At 75.0% G+C, this 23,366-nt stretch carries 21 protein-coding genes, 1 tRNA gene and 1 pseudogene; 10 read left to right on the top strand and 13 right to left on the bottom strand.

Going from position 1 to position 23,366, the window contains the following annotated elements:
• Positions 1-16 precede the first annotated feature (16 nt).
• Complete coding sequence (locus ACI78Z_RS18340; protein ID WP_457037978.1) at positions 17-1,129, top strand: diguanylate cyclase domain-containing protein; 1,113 nt, start codon at positions 17-19, stop codon at positions 1,127-1,129.
• Positions 1,130-1,506: 377 nt separating this feature from the next.
• On the top strand, positions 1,507-2,004 hold the full coding sequence (locus tag ACI78Z_RS18335) for a DUF3145 domain-containing protein (RefSeq protein ID WP_457037977.1): 498 nt from the start codon (positions 1,507-1,509) through the stop codon (positions 2,002-2,004).
• Positions 2,005-2,196: 192 nt separating this feature from the next.
• Here ACI78Z_RS18335 and ACI78Z_RS18330 read toward each other — a convergent pair whose 3' ends face one another.
• The 6 genes from ACI78Z_RS18330 to ACI78Z_RS18305 all read right to left on the bottom strand — a co-directional run bounded on the left by ACI78Z_RS18330 (position 2,197) and on the right by ACI78Z_RS18305 (position 8,868).
• Positions 2,197-3,606 (bottom strand): acyl-CoA carboxylase subunit beta, encoded by a 1,410-nt coding sequence (locus tag ACI78Z_RS18330; RefSeq protein WP_457037976.1) that lies wholly within the window; start codon positions 3,604-3,606, stop codon positions 2,197-2,199.
• A gap of 82 nt (positions 3,607-3,688) precedes the next feature.
• A complete protein-coding gene (locus ACI78Z_RS18325; protein WP_457037975.1) occupies positions 3,689-4,930 on the bottom strand; it encodes a beta-ketoacyl-[acyl-carrier-protein] synthase family protein in 1,242 nt (413 codons plus the stop codon).
• 99 nt (positions 4,931-5,029) lie between these two features.
• Positions 5,030-5,269 (bottom strand): acyl carrier protein, encoded by a 240-nt coding sequence (locus ACI78Z_RS18320; RefSeq protein ID WP_012949533.1) that lies wholly within the window; start codon positions 5,267-5,269, stop codon positions 5,030-5,032.
• Positions 5,270-5,345: 76 nt separating this feature from the next.
• A complete protein-coding gene (locus ACI78Z_RS18315) occupies positions 5,346-6,314 on the bottom strand; it encodes a beta-ketoacyl-ACP synthase III (RefSeq protein WP_457037974.1) in 969 nt (322 codons plus the stop codon).
• Positions 6,311-7,516, bottom strand: a complete 1,206-nt coding sequence (locus ACI78Z_RS18310) for an acyltransferase domain-containing protein (protein WP_457037973.1) — start codon at positions 7,514-7,516, stop codon at positions 6,311-6,313. Before ACI78Z_RS18310 ends, ACI78Z_RS18315 begins: the two co-directional genes overlap by 4 nt.
• Before the next feature lie 173 nt (positions 7,517-7,689).
• The gene (locus ACI78Z_RS18305; protein ID WP_457037972.1) at positions 7,690-8,868 is read right to left on the bottom strand and encodes a PucR family transcriptional regulator; all 1,179 of its coding nucleotides are present in this window, start codon (positions 8,866-8,868) and stop codon (positions 7,690-7,692) included.
• A gap of 45 nt (positions 8,869-8,913) precedes the next feature.
• Here ACI78Z_RS18305 and ACI78Z_RS18300 point away from each other — a divergent pair, with 45 nt between their 5' ends.
• The 3 genes from ACI78Z_RS18300 to ACI78Z_RS18290 all read left to right on the top strand — a co-directional run bounded on the left by ACI78Z_RS18300 (position 8,914) and on the right by ACI78Z_RS18290 (position 11,498).
• Positions 8,914-9,603, top strand: coding sequence for a phosphatase PAP2 family protein (locus ACI78Z_RS18300; protein WP_457037971.1), 690 nt, complete (start codon positions 8,914-8,916; stop codon positions 9,601-9,603).
• Positions 9,600-10,145 (top strand): pirin family protein, encoded by a 546-nt coding sequence (locus ACI78Z_RS18295; RefSeq protein WP_457037970.1) that lies wholly within the window; start codon positions 9,600-9,602, stop codon positions 10,143-10,145. Before ACI78Z_RS18300 ends, ACI78Z_RS18295 begins: the two co-directional genes overlap by 4 nt.
• Before the next feature lie 147 nt (positions 10,146-10,292).
• Positions 10,293-11,498, top strand: coding sequence for a M20 metallopeptidase family protein (locus ACI78Z_RS18290; protein WP_457037969.1), 1,206 nt, complete (start codon positions 10,293-10,295; stop codon positions 11,496-11,498).
• A 58-nt stretch (positions 11,499-11,556) separates the two neighbouring features.
• Here ACI78Z_RS18290 and ACI78Z_RS18285 read toward each other — a convergent pair.
• The 3 genes and pseudogenes from ACI78Z_RS18285 to aceE all read right to left on the bottom strand — a co-directional run.
• A pseudogene (locus ACI78Z_RS18285) lies at positions 11,557-11,967 on the bottom strand (FAD-dependent oxidoreductase); the annotation flags it as partial.
• A 45-nt stretch (positions 11,968-12,012) separates the two neighbouring features.
• A complete protein-coding gene (locus tag ACI78Z_RS18280; RefSeq protein WP_457037968.1) occupies positions 12,013-12,471 on the bottom strand; it encodes an FAD-dependent oxidoreductase in 459 nt (152 codons plus the stop codon).
• A 92-nt stretch (positions 12,472-12,563) separates the two neighbouring features.
• A complete protein-coding gene (gene aceE, locus ACI78Z_RS18275; RefSeq protein ID WP_457037967.1) occupies positions 12,564-15,377 on the bottom strand; it encodes a pyruvate dehydrogenase (acetyl-transferring), homodimeric type in 2,814 nt (937 codons plus the stop codon).
• A 352-nt stretch (positions 15,378-15,729) separates the two neighbouring features.
• On the opposite strand from aceE, the gene ACI78Z_RS18270 reads away from it, so the two are divergent.
• The 4 genes from ACI78Z_RS18270 (at position 15,730) to ACI78Z_RS18255 (ending at position 17,744) form a co-directional block, all read left to right on the top strand.
• Positions 15,730-16,155, top strand: a complete 426-nt coding sequence (locus ACI78Z_RS18270) for a DUF3052 domain-containing protein (protein ID WP_012949524.1) — start codon at positions 15,730-15,732, stop codon at positions 16,153-16,155.
• A gap of 99 nt (positions 16,156-16,254) precedes the next feature.
• Positions 16,255-16,716, top strand: a complete 462-nt coding sequence (locus tag ACI78Z_RS18265) for a peroxiredoxin (RefSeq protein ID WP_457037966.1) — start codon at positions 16,255-16,257, stop codon at positions 16,714-16,716.
• Between the two features lie 40 nt (positions 16,717-16,756).
• Positions 16,757-16,828: transfer RNA gene (locus ACI78Z_RS18260), tRNA-Val, on the top strand.
• A 133-nt stretch (positions 16,829-16,961) separates the two neighbouring features.
• A complete protein-coding gene (locus ACI78Z_RS18255) occupies positions 16,962-17,744 on the top strand; it encodes a bestrophin-like domain (protein WP_457037965.1) in 783 nt (260 codons plus the stop codon).
• 43 nt (positions 17,745-17,787) lie between these two features.
• Here ACI78Z_RS18255 and ACI78Z_RS18250 read toward each other — a convergent pair whose 3' ends face one another.
• Positions 17,788-18,582, bottom strand: coding sequence for an esterase/lipase family protein (locus ACI78Z_RS18250; protein ID WP_457037964.1), 795 nt, complete (start codon positions 18,580-18,582; stop codon positions 17,788-17,790).
• Positions 18,583-18,766: 184 nt separating this feature from the next.
• On the opposite strand from ACI78Z_RS18250, the gene ACI78Z_RS18245 reads away from it, so the two are divergent.
• A complete protein-coding gene (locus ACI78Z_RS18245) occupies positions 18,767-19,681 on the top strand; it encodes an alpha/beta fold hydrolase (protein ID WP_457037963.1) in 915 nt (304 codons plus the stop codon).
• 59 nt (positions 19,682-19,740) lie between these two features.
• Here the strand turns inward: ACI78Z_RS18245 and ACI78Z_RS18240 are convergent, their stop codons facing one another.
• From ACI78Z_RS18240 to ACI78Z_RS18230, 3 genes are all read right to left on the bottom strand, one after another.
• A complete protein-coding gene (locus ACI78Z_RS18240; RefSeq protein WP_457037962.1) occupies positions 19,741-20,739 on the bottom strand; it encodes an NAD-dependent epimerase/dehydratase family protein in 999 nt (332 codons plus the stop codon).
• Between the two features lie 143 nt (positions 20,740-20,882).
• Positions 20,883-22,286, bottom strand: a complete 1,404-nt coding sequence (locus tag ACI78Z_RS18235) for a WS/DGAT/MGAT family O-acyltransferase (protein WP_457037961.1) — start codon at positions 22,284-22,286, stop codon at positions 20,883-20,885.
• Between the two features lie 140 nt (positions 22,287-22,426).
• Positions 22,427-23,341, bottom strand: coding sequence for an alpha/beta fold hydrolase (locus tag ACI78Z_RS18230; RefSeq protein ID WP_457037960.1), 915 nt, complete (start codon positions 23,339-23,341; stop codon positions 22,427-22,429).
• Between the last annotated feature and the right edge of the window lie 25 nt (positions 23,342-23,366).

Genomic DNA, 23,366 nt, shown 5'->3' with positions numbered 1-23,366 from the left:
CGTCGATGCCCGGTCCATGGACGACAGGCCGGCCCGGGACCGCCGCCGCACCCGCTCCCGCGGGCCGCGCGGCCCCTGGACCGCGCTGCGCGCCGCCCTGTACCGCCAGCTGGCCGACGACGACGACCGGGCCGCCTACTGGGTGCGCCACGTGCGGCTGGGCGTCGGGCTCACCGAGGTCGCCGCCCTGGCCGTGATCGGGTACGCCCTCCTGACACCGGGCGCCGCGGGGCGCACGGTCGTCCTGCTGGCCGTGGCCGGCGCCGCGGTCCTGGCGGCACCGCTCCTGCTCGTGGTCCCGGTGGCGCAGATGGTCCGTGGCCCCCGCGGCAGCCTGCTCTTCTACGGCTGGAGCCTCGCGGTCACCGGGCTGGTGACCGTCGGCGCCCGGGCGGACGGCGGGGCCGACAGCCCCCTCTTCGCCCTGCTGTTCATCACCCTGGGTTTCCTGGGCGTCGCCTACCCGCCGTGGGGCGTGGTCACGATGGGCGCCGTGATGACCGGCGCCTACCTCGTGTGCGTCGCCGGCGCCGGCCTGGACTCGTCGGCGTCCTTCATCGGCGTCGTCATGGGCACCTACACCGTGCTCTGCGCGATGGCGTCGGCCAACCACTGGGAGTCCTACGACCGGCAGCTGCTGCTGCTGCGCACCTCCGAGGTGCTCGCCGCCACCGATCCGCTGACCGGCTGCCTCAACCGCCGGGCCTTCCTCGACCGGCTGGACCGCGCGGCGTCGGCCGCCGTCGAGGGCTGGGTGGTCTGCCTGGTCGACCTGGACGGGTTCAAGGGCGTCAACGACCGCAGCGGCCACGCCGCCGGGGATGCCGTCCTGCGGGCGGTCACGGCGGCGCTGGGCACCGTGGTCCGGGAGACCGACACGGTGGCCCGGCTGGGCGGCGACGAGTTCGCCGTCCTGGCCCGGACGACCCCCGACGACGGCGAGCCGCTCGCCGCCCGGCTGCGGGACGCCGTGGCCCGCGTCGGCGCCGGGTCCGGCGTGACCGCGAGCGTCGGCGTCACCGCCGTCCGGCCCGGCGACGAGGGGTCGGAGGTGCTCGGGCGCGCCGACCAGGCGATGTACCGGGCCAAGGGGGCCGGCGGCAACCGGGTGACCGCGCTCGCCGGCTGACCCGGCAGGCTGTGGACAGAGTCGCCGCGCCCGGCTCGGTGACTACGCTCGGTGAGCGGGTTGCGGTACAGCTCCGTTCGCGCGGTCACCCTCTGTGGACCCGCGGGGGAGATCCTGTGGACGGGATGTGGGGTGGCGGTGGATGCGGCCACTGTGACCCTTACCGCGGAGTACCCCCGCTGACCAGCGCGTAGGCGCTGGCCGCGGATCAGTCTCGTCACATCGGACCCAACTGCCACGCCCGCACTGGCGCGATGGGGTGACCATCGTGCACACTGTCCTCAGGACCCCTGGTCCGAGATCGCTGAACACAGCCTGTCACCGAATCGATCGTCCGTTGGGGAAGACGAGACCGATCGAGTCGATGGAGGTGCCCCGTGCGACGGTCTACCCAGGGTGTCGTCTTCGTGCATGCGTGCCCGAAGGCGCTGTGCCAGCACGTCGAGTGGGCGCTCGAGCGCGTCATCGGCGCGCCGGTCTCCCTGTCGTGGGCCGACCAGCCCGCGGCGCACGGTTCCTACCGTGCCGAGGTCGCCTGGACCGGTGCTCCCGGGACGGGCGCCAAGCTCGTCGCTGCGCTGCGGGCGTGGCCGATGCTGCGCTTCGAGGTCACCGAAGAGGCCAGCTACGGCAACGACGGTGAGCGCATGTCCTACGTGCCCGGCCACGGTGTCTTCCGCGCACCCACGAGCGCCAACGGCGACATCGTGGTGAGCGAGCAGCAGCTGCGCTCCCTCGCGGCCAGCGCCACGTCGATCGAGGCGTTCCGGCACGGGGTCGACGAGCTGCTCGGCGCCGCCTGGGACGCCGACCTCGAGGTCTACCGGCACGCCGGCGACGGCAGCCCGGTCACCTGGCTGCACCAGGTCGTCTGAAGGACGGCCGGGTCGAACGCCAGATCACGATCCGACCACGACCGGAGGGCGGCTCCGCCGCTCCCGTCGTAGGCTCAGACCGGTCGTCCGGACGTCGTCGGGGAAGCGGCGTCCGGGCGACCAGCCATCTCCCCACACGAGCGGGCCCGGCACCTCCACCGAGGTGCCGGGCCCGCTCGTCGTGCTCCTGCGCTACAGCGGGATGTTGCCGTGCGCCCCGCGCCCGGACGGCGCCGCCGCGAGGGCCGCGACCAGCCGCCGCCGGGTCTGCGACGGGTCGACCACCTCGTCGACCACCCCGATCTCCAGGGCCCGGTTCACCCCGCCGGCGATCCGCTCGTGCTCGGCGGCCAGCCGGGCGTGCAGCGCCTCGCGCTCCCCGGGGGGGGCGGCGGCCAGCTTCTTGCGGTGCAGGATGCCCACGGCGGCCTTGGCGCCCATGACCGCGACCTCGGCGCCCGGCCAGGCGAAGACCGTCGTGGCGCCGAGCGACCGGGCGTTCATCGCGATGTAGGCCCCGCCGTAGGACTTGCGGGTCACCAGTGTCACCCGGGGCACCACCGCCTCGGCGAAGGCGTGCAGCAGCTTGGCGCCGCGGCGCACCACGCCGTCCCACTCCTGACCGACGCCGGGCAGGTAGCCGGGGACGTCGACGAGCACCACCAGCGGGACCCCGAACGCGTCGCACATCCGCACGAAGCGGGCCGCCTTCTCCGCGGAGGCGGAGTCGAGGCAGCCGCCCAGCCGCAGCGGGTTGTTGGCGACCACGCCGACGGTCCGGCCGGCCAGCCGGCCCAGGGCGGTGACGATGTTCGGCGCCCAGCGCGGGTGCAGCTCCAGCGGCGGCCCGTCGAGGACGGCGGACACCAGCGGCTTCACGTCGTAGGCGCGGTTGGTCTGCTCGGGCAGCAGCGCCCGCAGGTCGAGGTCGGGCTCGTCGCCGGCGGGGGCGAACCTGCCCTGGCCGGCGAGCAGGTCGACGGCCTGCCGGGCGGTCCCCAGCGCCGACTGCTCGGAGTCGGTCACCACGTGGACGACCCCGCTGCGCCGGCCGTGGGTGTCCGGCCCGCCGAGGCTCTCCATGTCGACGTCCTCGCCGGTGACCGAGCGGACGACGTCCGGGCCGGTGACGAACACCCGGCCGGCCGGGCCCATGATCACCAGATCGGTCAGCGCCGGGCCGTACGCGGCACCGCCGGCGGCCGGGCCGAGGACGACCGAGATCTGCGGGACGCGCCCGGAGGCGCGGACCATCGCCTCGAAGACCTCGCCCACCGCGTGCAGCGCGGTGACGCCCTCGGCCAGCCGCGCGCCGCCGGAGTGCCAGATGCCGACGACCGGCAACCGCTCGCGCAGGGCGGTGTCGATCGCGTCGACGATGTGCCGGCAGCCGTCGAGGCCCATGGCGCCGCCCATGACGGTGGCGTCGGTGCAGAAGGCGATCGCGCGGCTGCCGGACACCCTGCCCCGGGCCGCCATGACCCCCGAGGTGTCGCGGGGCACCAGCAGCGACATCGAGCCCGTGTCGAAGAAGCGCGCCAGGCGGTCCTCGGGGTCGCGCGGGTCGGTGGTGGTCTCGGGAGCGGCGTGCAGCGTGGTCATGGGACCCCTCCGGGCCGGACGCGGGCGTGCGGGAAGGGCCCGGGCAGGCGCAGGGACCTACCCGGGCGGTGAGGCGGAGCGCCTAGGCGGTGGTGAACACCAGGGCCATGTTGTGGCCGCCGAAGCCGAAGGAGTCGTTGACCGCGGCGCTGAGGGACGCCTTCCGCGGCTCCTGCCGGACGATGTCGAGGGCCTGGACGGCTGCGTCGTCGTCCGGGTCGTCGAGGTTGGCGGTGGCCGGCACGAGCTGCTCGCGCAGCGCGAGGATGGTGAAGACCGACTCCAGGGCGCCGGCGGCGCCGAGCAGGTGGCCGGTCTGGCTCTTGGTCGCCGTCACGAGGGTGTGCTCGCCGACCGTGCTCCGGATGGCCGCCGCCTCCGCGGTGTCGCCCACCGGTGTGGACGTGGCGTGCGCGTTGACGTGGCCGATGTCGGCGGCCGTGAGCCCGGCGTCGCGGATGGCGGCGGCGATCGCCCGCCCGGCGCCCTCGCCCTCGGGGTGCGGGGCGACCAGGTCGTAGCCGTCGGCGGTGCCGCCGGCCCCGGCCAGCCGGGCGTGGATGCGGGCGCCGCGGGCGCGCGCCGCGTCCGCGCGCTCGAGCACGAGGGCGGCGGCGCCCTCGCCGAGCACGAAGCCGTCGCGGGCCTTGTCGAACGGACGGGAGGCGCGCTCGGGCTCGTCGTTGCGGGTGCTCATCGCGCGCATCGCGGCGAAGCCGGCCATCGGCAGCGGGTGCACGCAGGCCTCCGCGCCGCCGACCAGCACGACGTCGGCCCGGTCGAACCGGATCAGGTCCAGCCCCCAGCGGATCGCCTCCGCTCCGGAGGCGCAGGCGCTCACCGGGGCGTGCACGCCGCCCTTGGCGCCGACCGCCAGCCCGACCGCGGCGGCCGGGCCGTTGGGCATGAGCATCGGGATGGTGAACGGGGAGACCCGCTTGGGCCCCTTCTCCTCCAGGACGTCGTCCTGGCCGAGCAGGGTCAGCGCCCCGCCGATGCCGGTGCCGAACACGACGGCGACCCGCTCGGGGGCGACGCCGGCGTCGGCCGCCCCGGAGTCGCGCCAGGCCTCCTCGGCGGCGACCACGGCCACCTGCTGGCTGCGGTCCAGCCGGCGGGCGCGGACGCGGTCGAGCTGACCGGCCGGGTCGGCGGCCAGCCGGGCGACGAGCTGGGCGGGGAACTCCTTGACCCAGTCGTCGGTGATCCGGCTGACCCCCGACCGCCCGGCCAGCAGCGCGTCCCACGTGCTGGCGACGTCGCTCCCGAGCGGCGTGGTGGCACCGAGGCCGGTGACGACGACGTCGCCGACGGACGTGCTCATGACGGGTTCCTCCTGGGACGTGCGGTCAGGGGTCAGGCGTGGCCCCGCTGCAGGGCCCCGCCGCGAGCCTGCGAGCGGTGGGGGCAGCGGGGTCCTTGCTCAGGCCTTGTTCTTCTGGATGTAGCTCATGGCGTCGCCGACGGTCTTGATGTTGGCCAGCTCGTCGTCGGGGATGGCGACGCCGAACTTGTCCTCGACCGCGGTGGCGATCTCGACCATCGACAGGGAGTCGACGTCGAGGTCCTCGGTGAACGACTTCTCCGGGGTGGCGTCGGCGGGCGCCACGCCCGCGACCTCCTCCAGGATCTCGGCCAGACCGGTCTGGATGTCCTCGCTCACGCGCGGTCCTCTCTCTCGGGTGGAGGCGGGGTCTCCCGCCGTCGGGCCCCTGTGGCCCGGGGATCTGTGGGGCCGGTCAGGGCAGGACGACGACCTGGCCGGCGAAGGTGAGGCCGGCGCCGTACCCCAGGATCAGCGCGAGGTCACCGCTCTTGGCCTCACCGGACTCCAGCAGCGCCGACAGCGCGAGCGGCACGGAGGCCGAGGAGGTGTTGCCCGACCGCACGATGTCGCGGGCGATGACCGTGCGCTCGGGCAGGCCGAGCCGCTTGGCCATGAGCTCGACGATGCGCAGGTTGGCCTGGTGCGGCGCGAAGACGTCGATGTCCTCGGGGCGCACGCCGGCGCGCTCCATCGCCGTCAGCAGGGTGGCGGTGAGCCGGGTGGTGGCCCACCGGTACACGGCCTGCCCGGCCATGCTCATCGCCTTCTCGCCCTCGGGGATGGCGATGGCGCTGGACTGGTCGCCGTCGCTGCCCCAGACGACCGGCCCGACGCCGGGGCTGTCCGACGGCCCGAGGACGGCGGCACCGGCGCCGTCGGCGAAGATCACGGCGGTCGTGCGGTCGGTCAGGTCGGTGTAGTCGGTCAGCCGCTCCCCGCCGATGACCAGGGCGTTGCGCGCCGAGCCGCTGCGGATGGCGTCGGCCGCGGCGCTGAGCGCGTAGCACCAGCCCGCGCACCCGGCGTTGAGGTCGAACGCGCCGGGCCGCTGCGCGCCGAGCCGGTGGGCGACCTCGGGCGCCAGGCCCGGGATCGGCCGCGGCAGGCTGGCCGAGGCGAGCAGCACGAGGTCGACCTCGGAGGCGTCCAGGCCGCTGGCCGCGAGCGCCTTGCCGCCGGCCGCCACGCTCATCTCCAGCAGCGTCTCGTCCGGTTCGGCCCAGCGGCGCTCGGCGATGCCCACCCGCGCCTGGATCCACTCGTCGTTGGTGTCCATGGTCTGGGCGAGCTCGTCGTTGGTGACCCGGCGCCGCGGCCGGTAGCTGCCGAAGCCGAGGATGCGGGCGCCGGGGGCCCCGGCCGTCAGCTGGAGTCCGGTCATGACTGTTCCTCCGGGTAGAGCCGTGCGATCGGGTCGCCGGCGTCGACGAGGTCGCCGTCCTGGACCAGCCACTCCGCGAGGACGCCGTCGTACCCGGCGGAGACGTCGGCCTCCTGGCGGCGGCTGCGGATGCGGCCCAGCGGCGTCCCGGCCGGCAGGCGGGTGCCCTCGGCGATCTCGGCGGGGCTGACCGTCCCGCGCACGGGGGAGACGACGACCCGCCAGTCGGGCAGGTGGTCGGTGGGTTCGGGGCGACCGCGCTCGGTCTCGATGAGCGCGCGGGCGCGGTCGAGGTCGGCGGGGCTGCTGACCGCCAGGACCTCGATGTCGCTGCTCTTCCACTCGCGCTTGGCCAGGCCGGCGAGTGCGCCGGCGGGGGGCAGCTCGATGACCGCCGTGACGCCGAGCTCGCGCAGGGTGGCCAGGCACGCGTCGAAGCGCACGGGGCTGGTCACCTGGCTGACCAGCCGGGACAGCACCTCGCGGCCGCTGGTCACCGCCGCACCGTCGGCGTTGGAGAGCAGCAGCCGGCTCGGCTCGGCGGGGCGCAGGCCGCCGATGAGGCCCTCGAGCTCGGCGCGGGCGGGCGCCATGTAGGCGGTGTGGAAGGCCCCGGCCACCGACAGCGGCATCACCCGGGCCTTGGCCGGCGGGTCGGCCTTGAGCCCGGCCAGGCCCTCGAGCGGGCCGGCGGCGACGACCTGCCCGCTGCCGTTCATGTTGGCGGGGACCAGCCCGTGCTTCGCCAGGACGGCGGCGATGTCGTCGGGGTCGCCGCCGAGGACGGCGGACATGCCGGTCGGCGTCTGCGCGCACGCGGCGGCCATGGCGCGGCCGCGGACGGCGGTCAGCGCGATCGCGGCCTCGACGCTGAGCACCCCGGCGAGGGCGGCCGCGGTGAGCTCGCCGACGCTGTGCCCGGTGATGACGACGTCCCGGCCGGCCTGGGGCGTGTGCGCCACCGGGCCGGGCAGGCCGCCGAGCTCGCGGGCGACGAACAGGCTCATCGCGACCACCAGCGGCTGGGTCACCGCGGTGTCCTTGATGGCCTCGGCGTCGCCCGTGGTGCCGAGGGTGAGCAGGTCGGCGTCGGCGATCGCACCGGCCCAGCGGAAGAAGGACTCGGCCCCGGGGAGCTCGAGCCAGTCGGTCAGCATCCCGGGTCTCTGAGCACCCTGTCCGGGGGCGAGGACGGCCAGCACCTCCTCACCGTGTCAGACAACGGGAAGTGACGCCGTGGCGAACGGGACGAAAGCACACCGCTGCTCTTTGGAGGGTTCCCACAATCGGACCGGGTTCGTGCGGGGTGTTACCCCCGTTCTTGTGGTGGAAACCGCACTGTGCGCCGGTGCCGCCCCCGCGAGGCGGTCCTGCTTCAGTGCCAGAGGGAGCGGTCCTGGTCCAGCGCGGCGAGGGCCAGGGCGACCTGCACCGTCCAGCCGCCGCGCGGGTCGGTGGTCGACACCCCGGTGATCTCCGTGGCCCGCCGCAACCGGTACCGGACGGTGTTGGGGTGCACGAACAGGGCGCGGGCGCTGGCCTCCAGGTTGCCCCCGCTGGCCAGCACCGCGCGCACCGTCTCCAGCACCTCGCCGCCGGCGGCCTGCAGCGGAAGCGCGATCCGCTCCTGCAGCGTCGCGCGGGCGGTCGGGTCGCCGTCCAGAGCGCGTTCGGGCAGCAGCGCGTCGGCCGCCACCGGCCGGGGGGCGCCCGGCCAGGCGCGGGCGGCGCGCAGCCCGGCCAGCGCGGCGGACGCGGAGTCGCCGGCCCGGCCGAGGCTGTCGACCACCGGGCCCATCACGACCGGGCCGGGGCCGAACTCGTCGGCGATCCGCTCGGCGGCCGACGCCAGGTCCGGGGAGCCGCCGAGGACGACGACCAGCTGGTCGGCGTGCACCCCGACGAGGACCTCGCTGCGCACCTGCCGCGCCGCGCGGCGGGTGGCGCCGTGCACGTCGCCGTCCGGCGGGGCGGTGCCGACCAACACGGTCACCGGGCTCATGGACGCCCAGCCCAGCGCCGAGGCGCGGCCGGAGAGCTCCTCGGGGCGCTCCCCCCGGACCAGGGCGTCGACGAGCAGGGCCTCCAGCCGGGCGTCCCAGGCGCCGCGGCTCTCGGCGAAGGTGGCGTAGACCTGCGCGGTGGCGAAGGCGACCTCGCGGCTGTACTGCAGCACCGCCAGCCGCAGCACGTCGGCGTCCCCGGGTTCGGCGACGGTCTCGACGAAGTCGTCCATCACCTCCACCGTCACCCGGACCAGGTCGACGGTGTGCTTGAGCGGCACGACGCGGGCCAGTTCCCGCGGGGCGGCGCCGAAGACCTCGCCGGTGAGCCGCGGCGGGCGGTCGGGGCTGCGGCACCACTCGACGAAGGAGGCCAGGCCCGCCTGGGCCACGAGCATCACCCAGGAACGCTGGTCGGCGGGCATGGTGCGGAACCAGGGCAGCTCGTCGTCCATCCGGGCCACCGCCCGGGTCGACAGCGACCCGGACGCGCGCTCCAGCCGCCGCAGCGTGGCGGCGGAGGGCGAGCGCCTGCTGACCCGGTCCGACACACCGGCCAGCCTGGCACGCACGGCCCCGTCGGGGAGAGTGGGGGAGTGGACGTGCTGCAGCGCAACCCCGGACGGACGACCACCCGGCGGGCGCTGGCGGCGGCCGTCGCGGCGATCTCGCTGCTGCTCGCCCTGGGCGTCGGGGTGCTGGTCGGCTGGGCGCCGCAGGTCCGGCTCGACGGGGCGGTCAGCCGCGCGCTCTACGCCGGTGACGACCGCTCCGTCGCCACGGACGTGCTGCTGGAGGTGCTGACCACCCCGGGCGTCACCTGGTTCCGCGTGGTCGTCTCGCTGCCCGTGCTGTTCTGGCTGGGCACCCGCAGGGCGTGGCGGACGGCGGGCTGGGTGGTCGCGGCCAACGTGCTGGTCGCCCCGGTCACCGTCCTGCTCAAGGAGGCGTTCGGCCGGGTGCGTCCGGCGTTCGAGAACGGCGGCGCCGCGTACGACGGCCTGAGCTACCCCAGCGGGCACTCCTCGGGCATCGCCACGCTCGTCACCATCGCGCTCGTGCTCGCCTGGCCGCGGCTGACCGCGCGGCACCGGCGGCTGGCCCTCGCGGCGGGGGTGGGGCTGGTCGTCCTCGTCGGGCTGACCCGGATGTGGCTGGGCGTGCACTTCCTCTCCGACGTCGTCGGCGGCTGGGCCCTGGGCGTCGCGTGGACGATGCTGGTGGCGGCCGCCTTCGACGCGCTGCCCGGCGGCCGCGGCGCGCTGCCGTCCCGGGAGGTCTCGTGAGCCTGGAGTCCGTCGTCCTGCTCGAGCCGGACGACGGCTCGCTCGGCCCGCTGCTGCGGCTGGCCGACGACCGCCTGGCGCCCGGCGCCGGCTACGGGCGGCACCCGCACCGGGCGGTCGACGTCGTCGCGGTGGTGCTGGCCGGCTCGCTGCGGCACGCGTGGGGCGGCGGCGCGGTGCTGGCCGGCGGCGACGTCGCCGTCCTGCGCGCCGGGACGGGCCTCGAGCACGACGAGGTCGCGGGGGACGACGGCGCGCACGTGCTGCAGACGTACCTGCGCAGTGCCCACCCCGGGGAACCCGCTGCGCACCAGGTGCACCGCAACGCGGACGGCTGGGTGGTCCTCGACCGCCCCGACGCGCGGCTGTGGATCGAGGCGGTGGCGGACGGGACCTCGGCGACCGTGCCGCCCGGGCTGCTCGTGCTGGCCCGGCCCGGCGGCACCCGCGTCGAGCGGCAGGACGGCGGCCCGGTGCAGGGCCCGGTGACCGCGGTGGTGTGGCAGCTCGACGTCACCCGTCCGGTCTGGGCCTCGACCTGAGCCGCTGCAGCGCGACGATCACGGACTCCGGGGGGCGGCACGCCGACCCCGCCCGGCGTGTCGCCGCGGCAGGTCCGTGATCGTCGGGGTCCGGCCGGCCTGTGCCTCGGTCTGAACCCCCCCGGCGTCCTGGGGGAGAGTGGCCGCATGCCGATCCCTGCCGCCGACCTGCTGGCCGCCGCCCGTGCCGACGCCGACCGCACCGTGGAGCTGCGCCGCCGGCTGCACCGCACCCCGGAGATCGGGCTGCACCTGCCGCGCACCCAGGCCACGGTGCTCGAGGAGCTCGCCGGCCTGCCGGTGGAGGTGACCGTCGGGTCGAGCACCACCTCGGTGGTGGGGGTGCTCCGCGGCGCCCGCCCCGGCCCCACGTACCTGCTGCGCGCCGACATGGACGCGCTGCCGGTGCACGAGGACACCGGCCTGCCGTTCGCCTCGGAGGTGCCCGGCGCGATGCACGCCTGCGGCCACGACCTGCACACCGCGATGCTGCTGGGCGCGGCGAGGCTGCTGGCCGAGCGCCGCGACGCGATCGCCGGTCAGGTCGTGTTCATGCTGCAGCCGGGCGAGGAGGGCTTCCACGGGGCCCGGTACATGCTCGACGAGGGCCTGCTGGACGCCGTCCCGGAGGCGCCGGTGGTCGGTGCGTTCGCGCTGCACGTCTTCGCCAACCAGCCCAGCGGGGTGGTCAGCGTGCGGCCCGGCCCCATGATGGCCGCCGCCGACCACTGGGAGGTCACCGTGCGCGGCCGCGGGGGGCACGCCTCGATGCCGCACGCCGCGGCCGACCCGGTGCCGGTGGCCGCGGAGATCGTGCTGGCCCTGCAGGCGATGGTCACCCGCCGCGTGCCGGTGTTCGACCCGGCGGTCCTGACGGTCGCGCAGCTGACGGCGGGCTCCACGGACAACGTCATCCCGGACACCGCCTACCTGCAGGGCACGATCCGCACCCTGTCGGCGGAGCGGCGGGCCGACGTCGTCGCCTCGATGCGGCGGGTGGCCACGCACGTGGCCGCCGCGCACGAGATGGAGGTCGACGTCGTGCACGCGGAGGGTTATCCGGTCACCGCCAATGACCCCGGGGTGGCGGCCCGGGTCCTGGAGGTGGCGGGGGAGCTGCTCGGCCGGGAGAACAGCGTGACCGCCCGGGAGCCGCTCATGGGTGCCGAGGACTTCGCCTACGTGCTGCAGCGGGTGTCCGGCGCGATGGCGTTCCTGGGCGCCTGCCCGCCGGGCGCCGACCCGGCGACCGCTGCGGGCAACCACTCCAACCTGGTGGTCTTCGACGAGGACGTGCTGCCGGCCGGGGCCGCGCTCTACGCCGCGATGGCGCTGGGGGCCCTCGCCACCTGACAGCGGTTCTCGGGGTGGTTCGGCGGGTGGGTCACCCGCCGCTGCGACCGGTGAGAGCTCACACCAGCGCGGCGACGTCGGCCGCGCAGCCCCAGGAGAGCGTCACGCCCGCGCCGCCGTGCCCGTAGCAGGCCACCACCGGCCGCCCGGCCACGGCGACCCGTTCCAGCCGGACGGTGGGCCGGCCCGGCCGCAGCCCGACCGCCCGGGACAGCACCGGTTGGCCGCGCAGCTCCGGGACGAGGGCGCAGGCGCGGGCCAGCACCGCGGCCTCGACACCGGGGTCGGGCTCGGTGCCGGTGGCCCCCTCCACCGCGGTGCCGCCGCAGACGACGTCCCGCCCGCGGGGGACGACGTGGGTGAGGCCCTCGGGACCGTCCTCGTCCAGCACCCAGCCGGTCAGGCCCGGGTCGGCCAGCCGCACCACCTGTCCCTGCACGGGGATGCCGGTGTCGTCGTCGAGGAGAGCCCGGAGGCCAGCCCCGCGGCCACCACGACGACGTCCCCGGGGACGTCACCCGACCGCAGGCCCGGCCCCCTCCAGGGGCCCGCGCCGAGCTTGCGAGGCGTGGGGAGGAAGGGGTCCTTCGACCGTGTCGACGACCGGCAGCGTGCAGCGGGTGCCGGCGGGTGCGCCGGCCGGCAGCTCGTCCGCGGTCGCCGGACGGACCCCGGGGATCCCCGGGCTCCACCACAGGTCGGGATCGGGCGTGCGGTGCACGACGGTCCCGGGCCGGAGCGCCACCCCCGTCGCGGGATCGCCGGCCAGCCGGGTGACGACCGCGAGCGAGGTGGTGCCCCAGCGCAGGACGGCGTCCGCGGGCGCGCCCCGATAGGGGAACCACAGCGCGGCGGCCACCGCGGAGGTGGTCGCCGCGGGCGGTTCGGCGGTGTGCACCCGGACCCGGTGCCCGGCGCGGGTGAGTTCGAGTGCGCAGGTCAGTCCCACCACGCCGCCGCCGAGGACGGCCACCTCACGGCGGCCGCCGCCGGCGGGCAGGACGGTGGCCCCCGTGCCGGGTCCCGCCGCGAGCTCGCGAGTGGCGGGGGGCAGGGGGGTCCTCGTCAGGTCGCCGGGCTGGGGTCCGACCGCTCGTCCGCCGGCGCGGCCTGCACGTCGCGGACCTGGTACTTCTCCACCGCCTGCCGGACGACGTCCCGGTCGACCTCGCCGCGCTGCGCCAGCGAGGCGAGCACCCGGACGACGATGGACTCGGCGTCGACGTGGAAGTGCCGCCGCAGCGCCGGGCGGGTGTCGGAGAGGCCGAACCCGTCGGTGCCCAGCGTCGCCATCCCACCGGGGACGTACGGCGCGATGAGGTCGGGCACCGCGCGCATCCAGTCCGACACCGCCACGACCGGCCCGGGGGCGTCCTGCAGCCGCTGGGTCACGTACGGGACCTGCGGCTGGTCCTCCGGGTACAGCAGGTTGTGCTCGTCGACCGCGTCGGCCTGCCGCCGCAGCTCGTTCCACGACGTCACCGACCACACGTCAGCCGACACGCCCCAGTCCTGGGCCAGCAGCTCCTGCGCGCGCAGCGCCCACGGCACCGCGACGCCGGAGGCCAGCACCTGGGCCTTGGCGCCGTCCCCCTGGCCCGGCGCGTACAGGTACATGCCGGCCAGCAGGCCCTGCACGTCGAGGCCCTCCGGCTCGGCCGGCTGGCTGTACGGCTCGTTGTAGACGGTCAGGTAGTACATGACGTCGGGGGAGCGGGAGCCGCCCAGCGGGGCGCCCGGGTCGTCGCCGTACATGCGCTGCAGCGCGTCCTTGGTGATGTGCCCGACCTCGTAGGAGAACGCGGGGTCGTAGCTCACGACGGCCGGGTTGGTGTGCGCGAGCAGCAGCGAGTGGCCGTCCTCGTGCTGGAGGCCCTCGCCGTTGAGCGTCGTCCGGCCGGCGGTGGCGCCGAGGACGAAGCCGCGGGTCATCTGGTCGGCGGCGGCCCAGAACGAGTCGCCGGTCCGCTGGAACCCGAACATCGAGTAGAAGATGTAGATCGGGACCATCGGCTCGCCGTGCGTGGCGTACGAGGTGCCGGCGGCGGTGAACGACGCCGTGGAGCCCGCCTCGTTGATGCCCTCGTGCAGGATCTGGCCCTGCTCGGACTCCTTGTAGGCCAGCATCAGCTCGCGGTCGACCGAGGTGTAGCGCTGGCCGGCCGGGTTGTAGATCTTCTGCGACGGGAAGAGGGAGTCCATCCCGAACGTGCGGGCCTCGTCAGGGATGATCGGCACGAAGCGCGGGCCGAGCTCCTTGTCCTTGAGCAGCTCCTTGAGCAGGCGGACGAACGCCATCGTGGTGGCGACCTCCTGCTTGCCGGAGCCGCGCCGCAGGACGTCGAGGGCCTTGTCCTCGGGCGCCTTGAGCGCCTTGAACTCCGACCGGCGCCGGGGCACCGCACCGCCGAGCTGCCGGCGCCGCTCGAGCATGTACTGCATCTCGTCGGAGTTCGGGTCGGGCTTGTAGTAGGGCGGCAGGGTCTTGTCGAGCTGCTCGTCGGGGATCGGCAGGTAGAGCCGGTCCCGGAACGCGGCGAGGTCCTCCGCGGTCAGCTTCTTCATCTGGTGGGTGGAGTTGCGGCCCTCGAAGTGGCTGCCGAGGGTCCAGCCCTTGATGGTCTTGGCGAGGATGACCGTGGGCTGCCCCTTGTGCTCCACCGCCGCCTTGAACGCCGCGTAGACCTTGCGGTAGTCGTGCCCGCCGCGGGAGAGGTTCCAGATCTCCTTGTCGCTCATGTTCTCCACGAGCTTGCGGGTGCGCGGGTCGCGGCCGAAGAAGTGCTCGCGGACGAAGGCGCCGTCCTCGGCCTTGTAGGTCTGGTAGTCGCCGTCCGGCGTCTGGTTCATGAGGTTGACCAGCGCGCCGTCGCGGTCGGCGGCCAGCAGCGGGTCCCACTCCCGGCCCCAGATCACCTTGATGACGTTCCACCCGGCGCCGCGGAAGAAGGACTCCAGCTCCTGGATGACCTTGCCGTTGCCGCGAACCGGGCCGTCGAGCCGCTGCAGGTTGCAGTTGATGACGAAGGTGAGGTTGTCCAGCTCCTCGCGGGCGGCGAGGCCGATCACGCCCAGCGACTCGGGCTCGTCCATCTCGCCGTCGCCCAGGAAGGCCCACACGTGCTGGTCGGAGGTGTCCTTGATGCCGCGCGCGTGCAGGTAGCGGTTGAACCGCGCCTGGTAGACGGCGTTCATCGGGCCGAGGCCCATCGAGACGGTGGGGAACTCCCAGAACTCCGGCATCAGCCGGGGGTGCGGGTAGCTCGACAGCCCTCCGCCGGGGTGGCTGACCTCCTGGCGGAAGCCGTCCAGCTGGTGCTCGCCGAGCCGGCCCTCGAGGAAGGCGCGGGCGTAGATGCCGGGGGAGGCGTGGCCCTGGAACCAGATCTGGTCGCCGCCTCCGGGGTGGTCCTTGCCGCGGAAGAAGTGGTTGAAGCCGACCTCGTACAGGGACGCCGAGGAGGCGTAGGAGGAGATGTGGCCGCCGACGGCGATCCCCGGCCGCTGCGCCCGGTGGACCATGATCGCGGCGTTCCACCGGATGTAGGCCCGGATCCGGCGCTCGACGTCCTCGTCGCCCGGGAACCACGGCTCCCGCTCCGGCGGGATGGTGTTGATGTAGTCGGTGCTGCGCAGGCCCGGCACGCCCACCTGCTGCTGACGGCTGCGCTCCAGCATGCGGAGCATGAGGTAGCGGGCGCGGCCGCGACCGGCGTGGTCGACGACGGCGTCGAGCGACTCGAGCCACTCGGAGGTCTCGTCGGGGTCGGTGTCGACCAGTTGGCTGGGGAGCCCGTCGGTGATGACCGCGCGGGCTCGTCCGGTCTCGTTGCCGGCGTCGCGGGCGGGGTCGCCGCCCGGCTGCTGCGGAGCGCTCATGGGGCCATCGTCCACCTCGGGTGGGGTGCGCGTCACGCCGGACGCCCACCTGGCGGGACGGCGGCCGGTCCCGGTCCGCATTTCGACCGCTTGCACCTGACCAGGCATGCCCTACGCTTCCGCCTACGCCGGCCGCGGCCTCGGGCGACCCGAGGCGGGGAGGACCGGTGCGGACGGGAAGGGGTGACATGGCCAGGCTGCGGGGGAGGTCTCCCGCTGGTCGTGTCCTGCTCCGCGGCCGTCCGCCGCACGCCGCGCACCCGGCGGCGCGACCCACTCCCACGACACCCCACCGGCGCGGGCGCGTCCGTGTCCCCCGGTCAGCAACGGAACCCATGGAGGAACAGCAGGGATGAGCGTCGACTCGGGCAGCGCCAGCATGGCGGCCCGGCTGGGCATCAAGCCGGGCATGGTCGTGCAGGAGCTCGGCTGGGACGAGGACGCCGACGAGGACCTGCGGGACTCCATCGTCGAGGTGTCCGGCAGCGAGATGGTCGACGAGGACACCGATGAGGTGGCCGACGTCGTGCTCCTGTGGTGGCGGGAGGACGACGGCGACCTCTTCGACGCGCTCACCGACGCCATCACGTCGCTGGCCGACGACGGCGTCGTGTGGCTGCTGGTGCCCAAGTCGGGCCGTCCGGGCCACGTCGAGCCCGGTGACGTCACCGAGGTGGCGCCCACCGCGGGCCTGTCGCAGACCAGCAGCGTGTCGGCGGCCAAGGACTGGTCGGGCATCCGCCTGGTGACCCCCAAGGCGGCGCGCAGCCGCCGTTGATCGGAGGACCACCCCTCCCCCCCACGCCTCGCAGGCTCGGCGCGGGCCCCTGAGGGGTGGCCGTTCCAGCCCGTCACGACGTGGGGCACGATCGGGCGCATGAGCCTCTCCGTCGGTGACACCGCGCCCGAGTTCAGCCTGCCCGACCAGGACAAGCAGGTGGTGTCGCTGGCCGACCTGCGCGGGACCCCCGTCCTGCTGGTCTTCTACCCCTTCGCCTTCTCCGGGATCTGCACCGGCGAGCTGTGCCAGCTCCGCGACGAGCTGACGACATACACCGACGCGGGCGTGCGGGTGCTGGCCATCAGCACCGACCCGGTCTTCAGCCTCAAGGCGTGGAAGGCCCAGGAGGGCTTCGACTTCCCGCTCCTGTCGGACTTCTGGCCGCACGGGGCCGTCGCGCAGGCCTACGAAGTGTTCAACGACAAGGCGGGCATGGCGGTGCGCGGCACCTTCCTCGTCGACGCCGAGGGCCGCATCGCGTTCGCCGAGGTCAACGGCCCCGGCGACCCCCGCGAGCAGTCGGGGTGGAAGGACGCCGTGGCCAAGCTCGCCGCCTAGCGGCCGGCCGGGCGCCCGGGGCACATACCCTGGGCGCGCGGGGCGCGTAGCTCAGCGGGAGAGCTCTCGCCTTACAAGCGAGCGGTCGCCGGTTCGATCCCGGCCGCGCCCACCCACCTCGCGGGGCCTGGACGGACCGTGCCGGGCCCCGCGACACTCGCGTCGTCCGTCATAATGCCCAGCGGGGGCGTGCGCCGCCGGATCCGCACGAGGGCCCAGTTCTCCGCTGCTCCGGGAGGGCCCGCGTGGCCGACGCCGTCCTCGGTCTGCCGACCTGGCTCGTGGCATTCCTGCTCGTGGTGGTCATGCCCGGGCTGGTGTTGCTCCTGCAGTGGGGGATCCGGCGCCGCTGGCCCAGTCTGGCCGAGGGTGACCACAACGAGGTGGTCGGTTTCATCATCGCGGTGGTCGGCGTCATCTACGCCGTCCTCCTCGCGTTCGTCGTGATCGTCGCGTGGGAGAACTACGCCTCTGCGGAGCGGATCGTCGGTCAGGAGGCGAGCACCCTGCGCGGTCTCCACCGGGAGAGTGCGGCCTTCCCGGTCGGGACGCAGGACGAGCTGCACGTCCTGGTCCGGCAGTACGCGGACGAGGTCATCGAGCTCGAGTGGCCGGCGATGACCGAGGGCGCACCGGGCGACCCCCGGGTGGGCGCGATCTTCGACGAGATGGCGGACGCGCTCGCCTCGGTCGAGGCCACGACGCCCGTGCAGGAACAGTTCGTGGGGGCCGAGGTCGATCGGCTCAGCCAGCTGGTGAGCCTGCGCAGCCAGCGCCTTGACTACGCCGACCGGACGATCCCCGGAGTCCTGTGGATGGCGCTGATCGTCGGCGGGATCGTGACCATCGGCTTCGCGCTGCTGTTCGGACTCCAGCGCGCCGTGCTGCACTCCCTGATGCTGGGCAGCCTGTCCGCGCTCGTCGGCGTGCTGCTCTTCGTCGCCGTCGAGATGGACCGCCCAATCGCCGGCGGCGTCGCCATCCAGCCCGAGCCCTTCGAGCGGGTGCTGGCGGACTTCAGCCCCTGACCGGCAGCCCGGCGGCCGTCCGGCCGCCGGACGCCGTCGTCCCTCAGGCCGCCGCGGCTGCCTCGGTCAGCGGCGTGGGGACGTCGGGGCGCGGGAAGGCCGGGCGCAGGAAGACCGGCGGCCGGAACGGCGCCCAGGTGCCCTCGGGCTGCGCCAGCCGGTCGGCGATCGCCCAGATGGCGGCCGGGTGGTGGCCCAGCCCCAGGTGGCTGGCCATGACGGCGATGTTCTCCGCGTGCTCGCCGGGGGTCTCCAGGCAGGTCCGCCAGTGCACGATGCCGTCGTAGTGCGAGTAGATCGACGTGGTGGGCACCGGCAGCGGCGTGCAGTCGGGCTCCAGCGGCAGCGACCGGTGCTCGACGTGCAGGTGGGAGTACCGGTCGAAGGCCCGCGACGCCCGGCTCTGGCTGTGCCGGGTGAGCCGGAACGGGCTGCCCAGGGTGATCACCTGGCGGACCGAGTCCGGGGTCCGGCGGGCCAGGTCGCGGGCGAAGATGCCGCCGAGGCTCCAGCCGACCAGGGACAGCGGCCGGCCGTAGCGGTCGCTGAGGTCGTCGATCCGGTCGCGCATCCCGGCCACGCAGGCGCCGGTGGGGCCGATGTTGCGGCCCAGCCGCCAGCCGTGGACCCGGTAGCCCAGCCGGCGCAGCGTCGCGCGCAGCACCTGCGTCGAGGCGTCGTCGGCCAGGAAGCCCGGCAGCACCAGCACCGGGTGCCCGTCGCCCTGCGGCAGCCGTGGCATCAGCGGTCGTGCCGCCAGGTACAGCCCGAAGTCGGCCACCGCCCGACCGGGCTCGGTCCAGTACAGCGGCAGCGCCGGTCCATCGCCTCGGGTCACGTCGTCCTCCTCGTCAGCCGGCCGTCGTGGGCGGCTGGTACGCCCCAGTACCCACCGGGTGCCGGCGGTGACACACCGGCCGCCACCCAGGAGACACATCGGCAGTGTGACCGTGACCTGTGACACAGACGTCACCGCTCGACCCGGGAGGAGGGTGATCGGACGGGCGTGTCACCGTACGGGCATGGACGCCGACACCCACGCCGGGAGCACCCCCGGGCGCAGCCGCACCGTGGACATCGACGGCCCGGTGCACCACGTCGACTTCGGCGGCCGGGAGGACGGGCCGACCGTCGTCCTGGTGCACGGACTGGGCGGCTCGCACCTCAACTGGGACCTGTTCGCGCCGCTGCTCACCCCGCACGCGCGGGTGCACGCCCTCGACCTGCCCGGTTTCGGCCGCAGCGAGCCTGGGGAGCGGACGGCGAACGTGCGGGACAACGTCGTCGTCCTCGATCGCTTCATCCGGGAGGTGACCGGCGGCCCGGTCGTGCTGGTCGGCAACTCGATGGGCGGGCTGGTCTCGGTCCTGGAGGCGGACCGCTCGCCGGCGAAGGTGAGCGGCCTGGTGCTGGTCGACCCGGCGCTGCCCGGCCCCCGGGGCCGTCCCGATCCCCGGGTCGCGGCGGCGTTCGGGCTCTACGCACTGCCCGTCGCGGGCGAGCGCTACCTGGCCGGCCGGCGGCGCAGGCTCGGGGCGCGGGCCAGGGTGCGCGAGATGCTCGAACTCTGCGGCGTCGACCCCGACGCCGTCCCGCCGCAGTTCATCGACCGCTCGGTGACGCTGCTGGACGAGCGGCGGGACGTCACCGGCATGGACCGCGCCTTCCTGACGGCGGTGCGGTCGATGCTCCTGCTGCTGGCCGACCCGCGGCTGGTGCGCCGGGCGATGACCGGCGTGCGGGTGCCGGTCCTGCTGGTGCACGGGGACCGTGACCGCCTGGTGCCGGTCTCGGTGGCGCGCGACGTCGCCCGGCGGCACCCCGACTGGCGCTACGTCGAGCTGCCCGGGGTGGGGCACGTGCCGCAGGTGCAGTGCCCGGAGCTGCTCGCCGAGCACGTCCTGGGCTGGCTCCCCTCGGTGGTGCGGGTGCCCTGAGGCCCCCCTCCAGGGCACCGCCCCGAGCTCGCGAGGGGTGGGGAGGAGGGGGTCCTTTCTCAGGCCAGGGTGGCCCGCAGCGCCTCCCGCCCGGTGTACCGCGGCCGCCAGCCGAGCTCGGCCTTGGCCTTGGCGGTGTCCATGATCGCCGGGCGGCTGGCCGCCTCCACCCACTCGGCCGCCGGCGGCAGGAACGGCAGCCGGGCCACCGCGCGGGCGGCCAGCTGGGCGGGACCCGCGGGCACGGGGACGGGCAGCGCGCCGAACTCGCGGGCGACGTCGGCGGCGGTCAGCACGCCGTCCCCGGCGATGTTGTAGGCGCCGGGCGGGCCGGCGGCGACGACACACAGCTGCAGCGCCCGGCCGACGTCCTCCTCGTGCACGAACTGCAGCTGCAGCTCGGGGGTGACCACCGGGACGGTCACCGGGAGCCGCCGCGGCCGGCCGAACAGCCAGCGGCCGATCGGCGCGAGCGGGCCGGGCAGGACGTCCTTGGCGCCGACCGCGTTGGGGCCCAGCACCGCGGAGGGGCGCAGGAGGTACAGCGCGAGGTCGGGCCTGGTCGCCGACTCGGCCTCCAGCAGCTGCTCGAGCTCGGCCTTCTCCTGCGCGTAGAACAGCCGGGCGGCCGGGCGCACCGGCCAGTCCTCGGGGATCCGCTCGGGGTTGTCCGGGTGCCAGCCGTAGGCGGCGACCGACGAGGCGTACACGAAGCGGCGGGCACCGGCGGCCGCGGCGGCGCGGAAGACGTTGAGCGTCCCCTCGACGTTGATGGCCCGCGTGGTCTCCCGCGGGGCGTTGCCGGTGATGAGGAAGGCCAGGTGGACGACGACGTCGGCGCCGGCGAAGGCCTCCCGCAGCGCTGCGGGGTCCCGGACGTCGCCGCGCCGGTACTCCATCTTCGTCCAGCCCCGCTCGGCCGGGTCGAACGGCCGCCGCGCGATGCCGACGATCCGCGTGACGCGGTCGTCGTCCTGCAGGAGCGGGACGAGGCCGGCGCCGAAGGTCCCCGTGGGGCCGGTGACGGCGACGGTGAGGTCGGTCTCGGGGGCTGCCACGCCGACCGGCTACCCGGCCGTCGCGGCAGCGAACCGGCCGACCGCGGCGGCGAACCGGCCGACCGCGGCGGCGAACCGGCCGACCGCGGCGGCGAACCGGCCGACCGCGGCAGCGGACCGGTCGATCGCAGCGGCCGACCGCCTCAGGTCGCGGCGCTGGCGGGGGTGGCCGCCGAGGCCGCCTCGAGCAGCTCGCTCACGCCCGTGCAGATGCCACGGGAGAGGACGTCGACGTCGGGGAAGGCGTCGAAGTCGGCGTTGATCCCGAAGGTCATCGAGCTCAGGTAGGAGAAGATCCCGATGGAGATCCGGGTGCCGCCGGCGATCGGCACGTAGGCGTGCGCCGAGGACATCCGGCGGCCGAGCACGTACAGCGGCACCCGCGGCCCGGGCACGTTGGTGGTGACCGCCTGGCACCACATCTGGCCGGCGGCCAGTGCGGCCCGCACGCCGAGGGCGAGCATCGTCGGCGCCATGAAGTCGCCCATCGCGATGATCGAGCGGGCGTCGACGGTCTGCATGCGCCTCTTGTGCTCGTCCATCTGACGGCGCACCGAGGTCAGGCGCGCCACCGGGTCGGGCTCGCCGACGGGCAGGTCGACGAAGACCGCGGAGATCTGGTTGTCCAGCTTTCCGCGCTCGTCGGGCCGCCGGACCGAGACCGGCACCATCGAGCGCACGACCAGCCCCTCGCGCAGGGACCCGCGCCGCTCCAGCAGGTCGCGGAAGCCGCGGGTGATGGCGGCGAGGACGACGTCGTTGACGGTGCCGCCGAACGCCGTCCGGACCCGCTTGAGGTCCTGGAACTCGGCGTCGGCCCAGGCCCAGCGCCGGTGCGGGCCGATCGGCCCGTTGAGCGAGCGGGCGGTCGGGGTGGCCAGCTGGCGGGCCGTCCTCGGCATGGTGGCGGCCAGCGAGCGGCCGGCCTTCACCGCGGTGCGGCCGGCACCGCGGACCCCGCCCGCGCCCGGCAGCCGGGTGAGCTCGCGCAGCGGGTGGGTGAGGGCGTCCTGGAACGCGCCGGCGACCACCTCGAGGGACGACGGGCTGCGCTGCGGCGTCCAGTCCTGCGGCTCGCTGTGGGTGGCGTCGGGCGTGAGGTCGAACACCAGCTGCATGAGCTCGCTGCCGGCGACGCCGTCGACCATGCAGTGGTGGACCTTGGAGATGAGCGCCCAGCGGCCGTTCTCCAGGCCCTCGACCAGCCACAGCTCCCACAGGGGCTTGGCCAGGTCCAGACGCTGGCCGAGGACGCGGCCGGACAGGTTGCGCAGCTGTTCCTCGCCGCCCGGGCTCGGGACCGCGGTGTGCCGGACGTGGTACAGGATCTGGAAGTGCGGGTCGTCGACCCACAGCGGGCGGCCCAGGTTCATCGGCACGGTGCGCACCCGCTGCCGGTAGCGGGGCACCAGCGGGAGCTTGCTGAGCAGCAGCCGCACGACGTCGCCGTAGGAGGGTGCAGGCCCCTCGAACACCGCGACCGAGCCCACGTGCAGCGGCGTGTTCTCGCTCTCCGCGTAGTAGAACCCGGCATCGGTCGGACTCATGCGGTCCACGGTCAGCTCCCTCCACCCCGCCGGACGGCGGCGGGCCATCGTCCCAGCTCCTGGGGGGCCCGCGGAACGCCGTCGCCCCTTCCGGGTGGCCCCTACCCGACCACGTGACTCCGGTTCCGTCCACCGGAGGTTCAGGCGGCCCGGGCGGCCTCCTCCACACGGTCGAGCAGCCGCAGGAAGGCCGCGTCGACGAGCGCGGTGCGGGTCAGGTTCACGCTGTGTCCGGCGCCGTCGACGACGACGAGCTCGGCCGACGGGCCGATCTCCTCCGCCAGCCGGCGTCCGTGGGGCAGCGGCGTGAGCCGGTCGTGGGTGGCGGCGACGACGGTGACCGGCACGCGGCCCAGCACCGGCAGCGCGGCGTACTCGTCGTGGTCGAGCAGGGTCGCGTAGAAGGCCATCGTGACCGGCAGCGGTGTCTCCTCCAGCAGGTCCTGCACCATCCGGACCTGCTCCGGGTCGGCGTCGTCCCGGCCGAACAGGTAGCGGCGGGTGTACCAGCGGCCGATCCGGGTGCCGCGGCGGCGGAACCGTTCCAGCAGCGGCGCCCACAGCTGCAGGAGCCAGAGGTAGACCGGCAGCAGGCCGAGCGCCCGCAGCACCCGGACGCCGAACCCGACCAGCCCGTCGCTCACCAGCCCGCCGGCGGAGGTGGCCAGCAGGAAGGCGCCGACGACGCGGGGGCCGAACAGCTCGGGGCGCTGGCGGGCCAGCGCCATGACGCTCATCCCGCCCATCGAGTGGCCGGCCAGCACCACCGGCCCCCGCGGGACGACGGCGTCGAGCACCTGGCCGAGGTCGCGGCCGGTGCGGTCGATGGTCGCCCGGGTCAGCGGCGTCCAGCCGGAGCGGCCGTGGCCGCGCTGGTCCCACAGCACCAGCCGGGCGCGGGACCGCAGCGCCTGCCGCTGCAGGTCCCACTCGCCCAGCCGGGCGGTGAAGCCGTGGCTGAGGACGACGGTCAGGGGGGCGTCGGCTCGCCCGTCCAGCTCGACGTGCAGGTCGACGCCGTCGTCGGTGCGGACGGTCAGCTCGCGGGAGGTCACCCGGCCATCCTCGCCCGGGCGCGGC

The organism is Geodermatophilus sp. SYSU D01176, from assembly GCF_054050015.1.
This window is presented reverse-complemented; position numbering and strand designations above follow the sequence as displayed.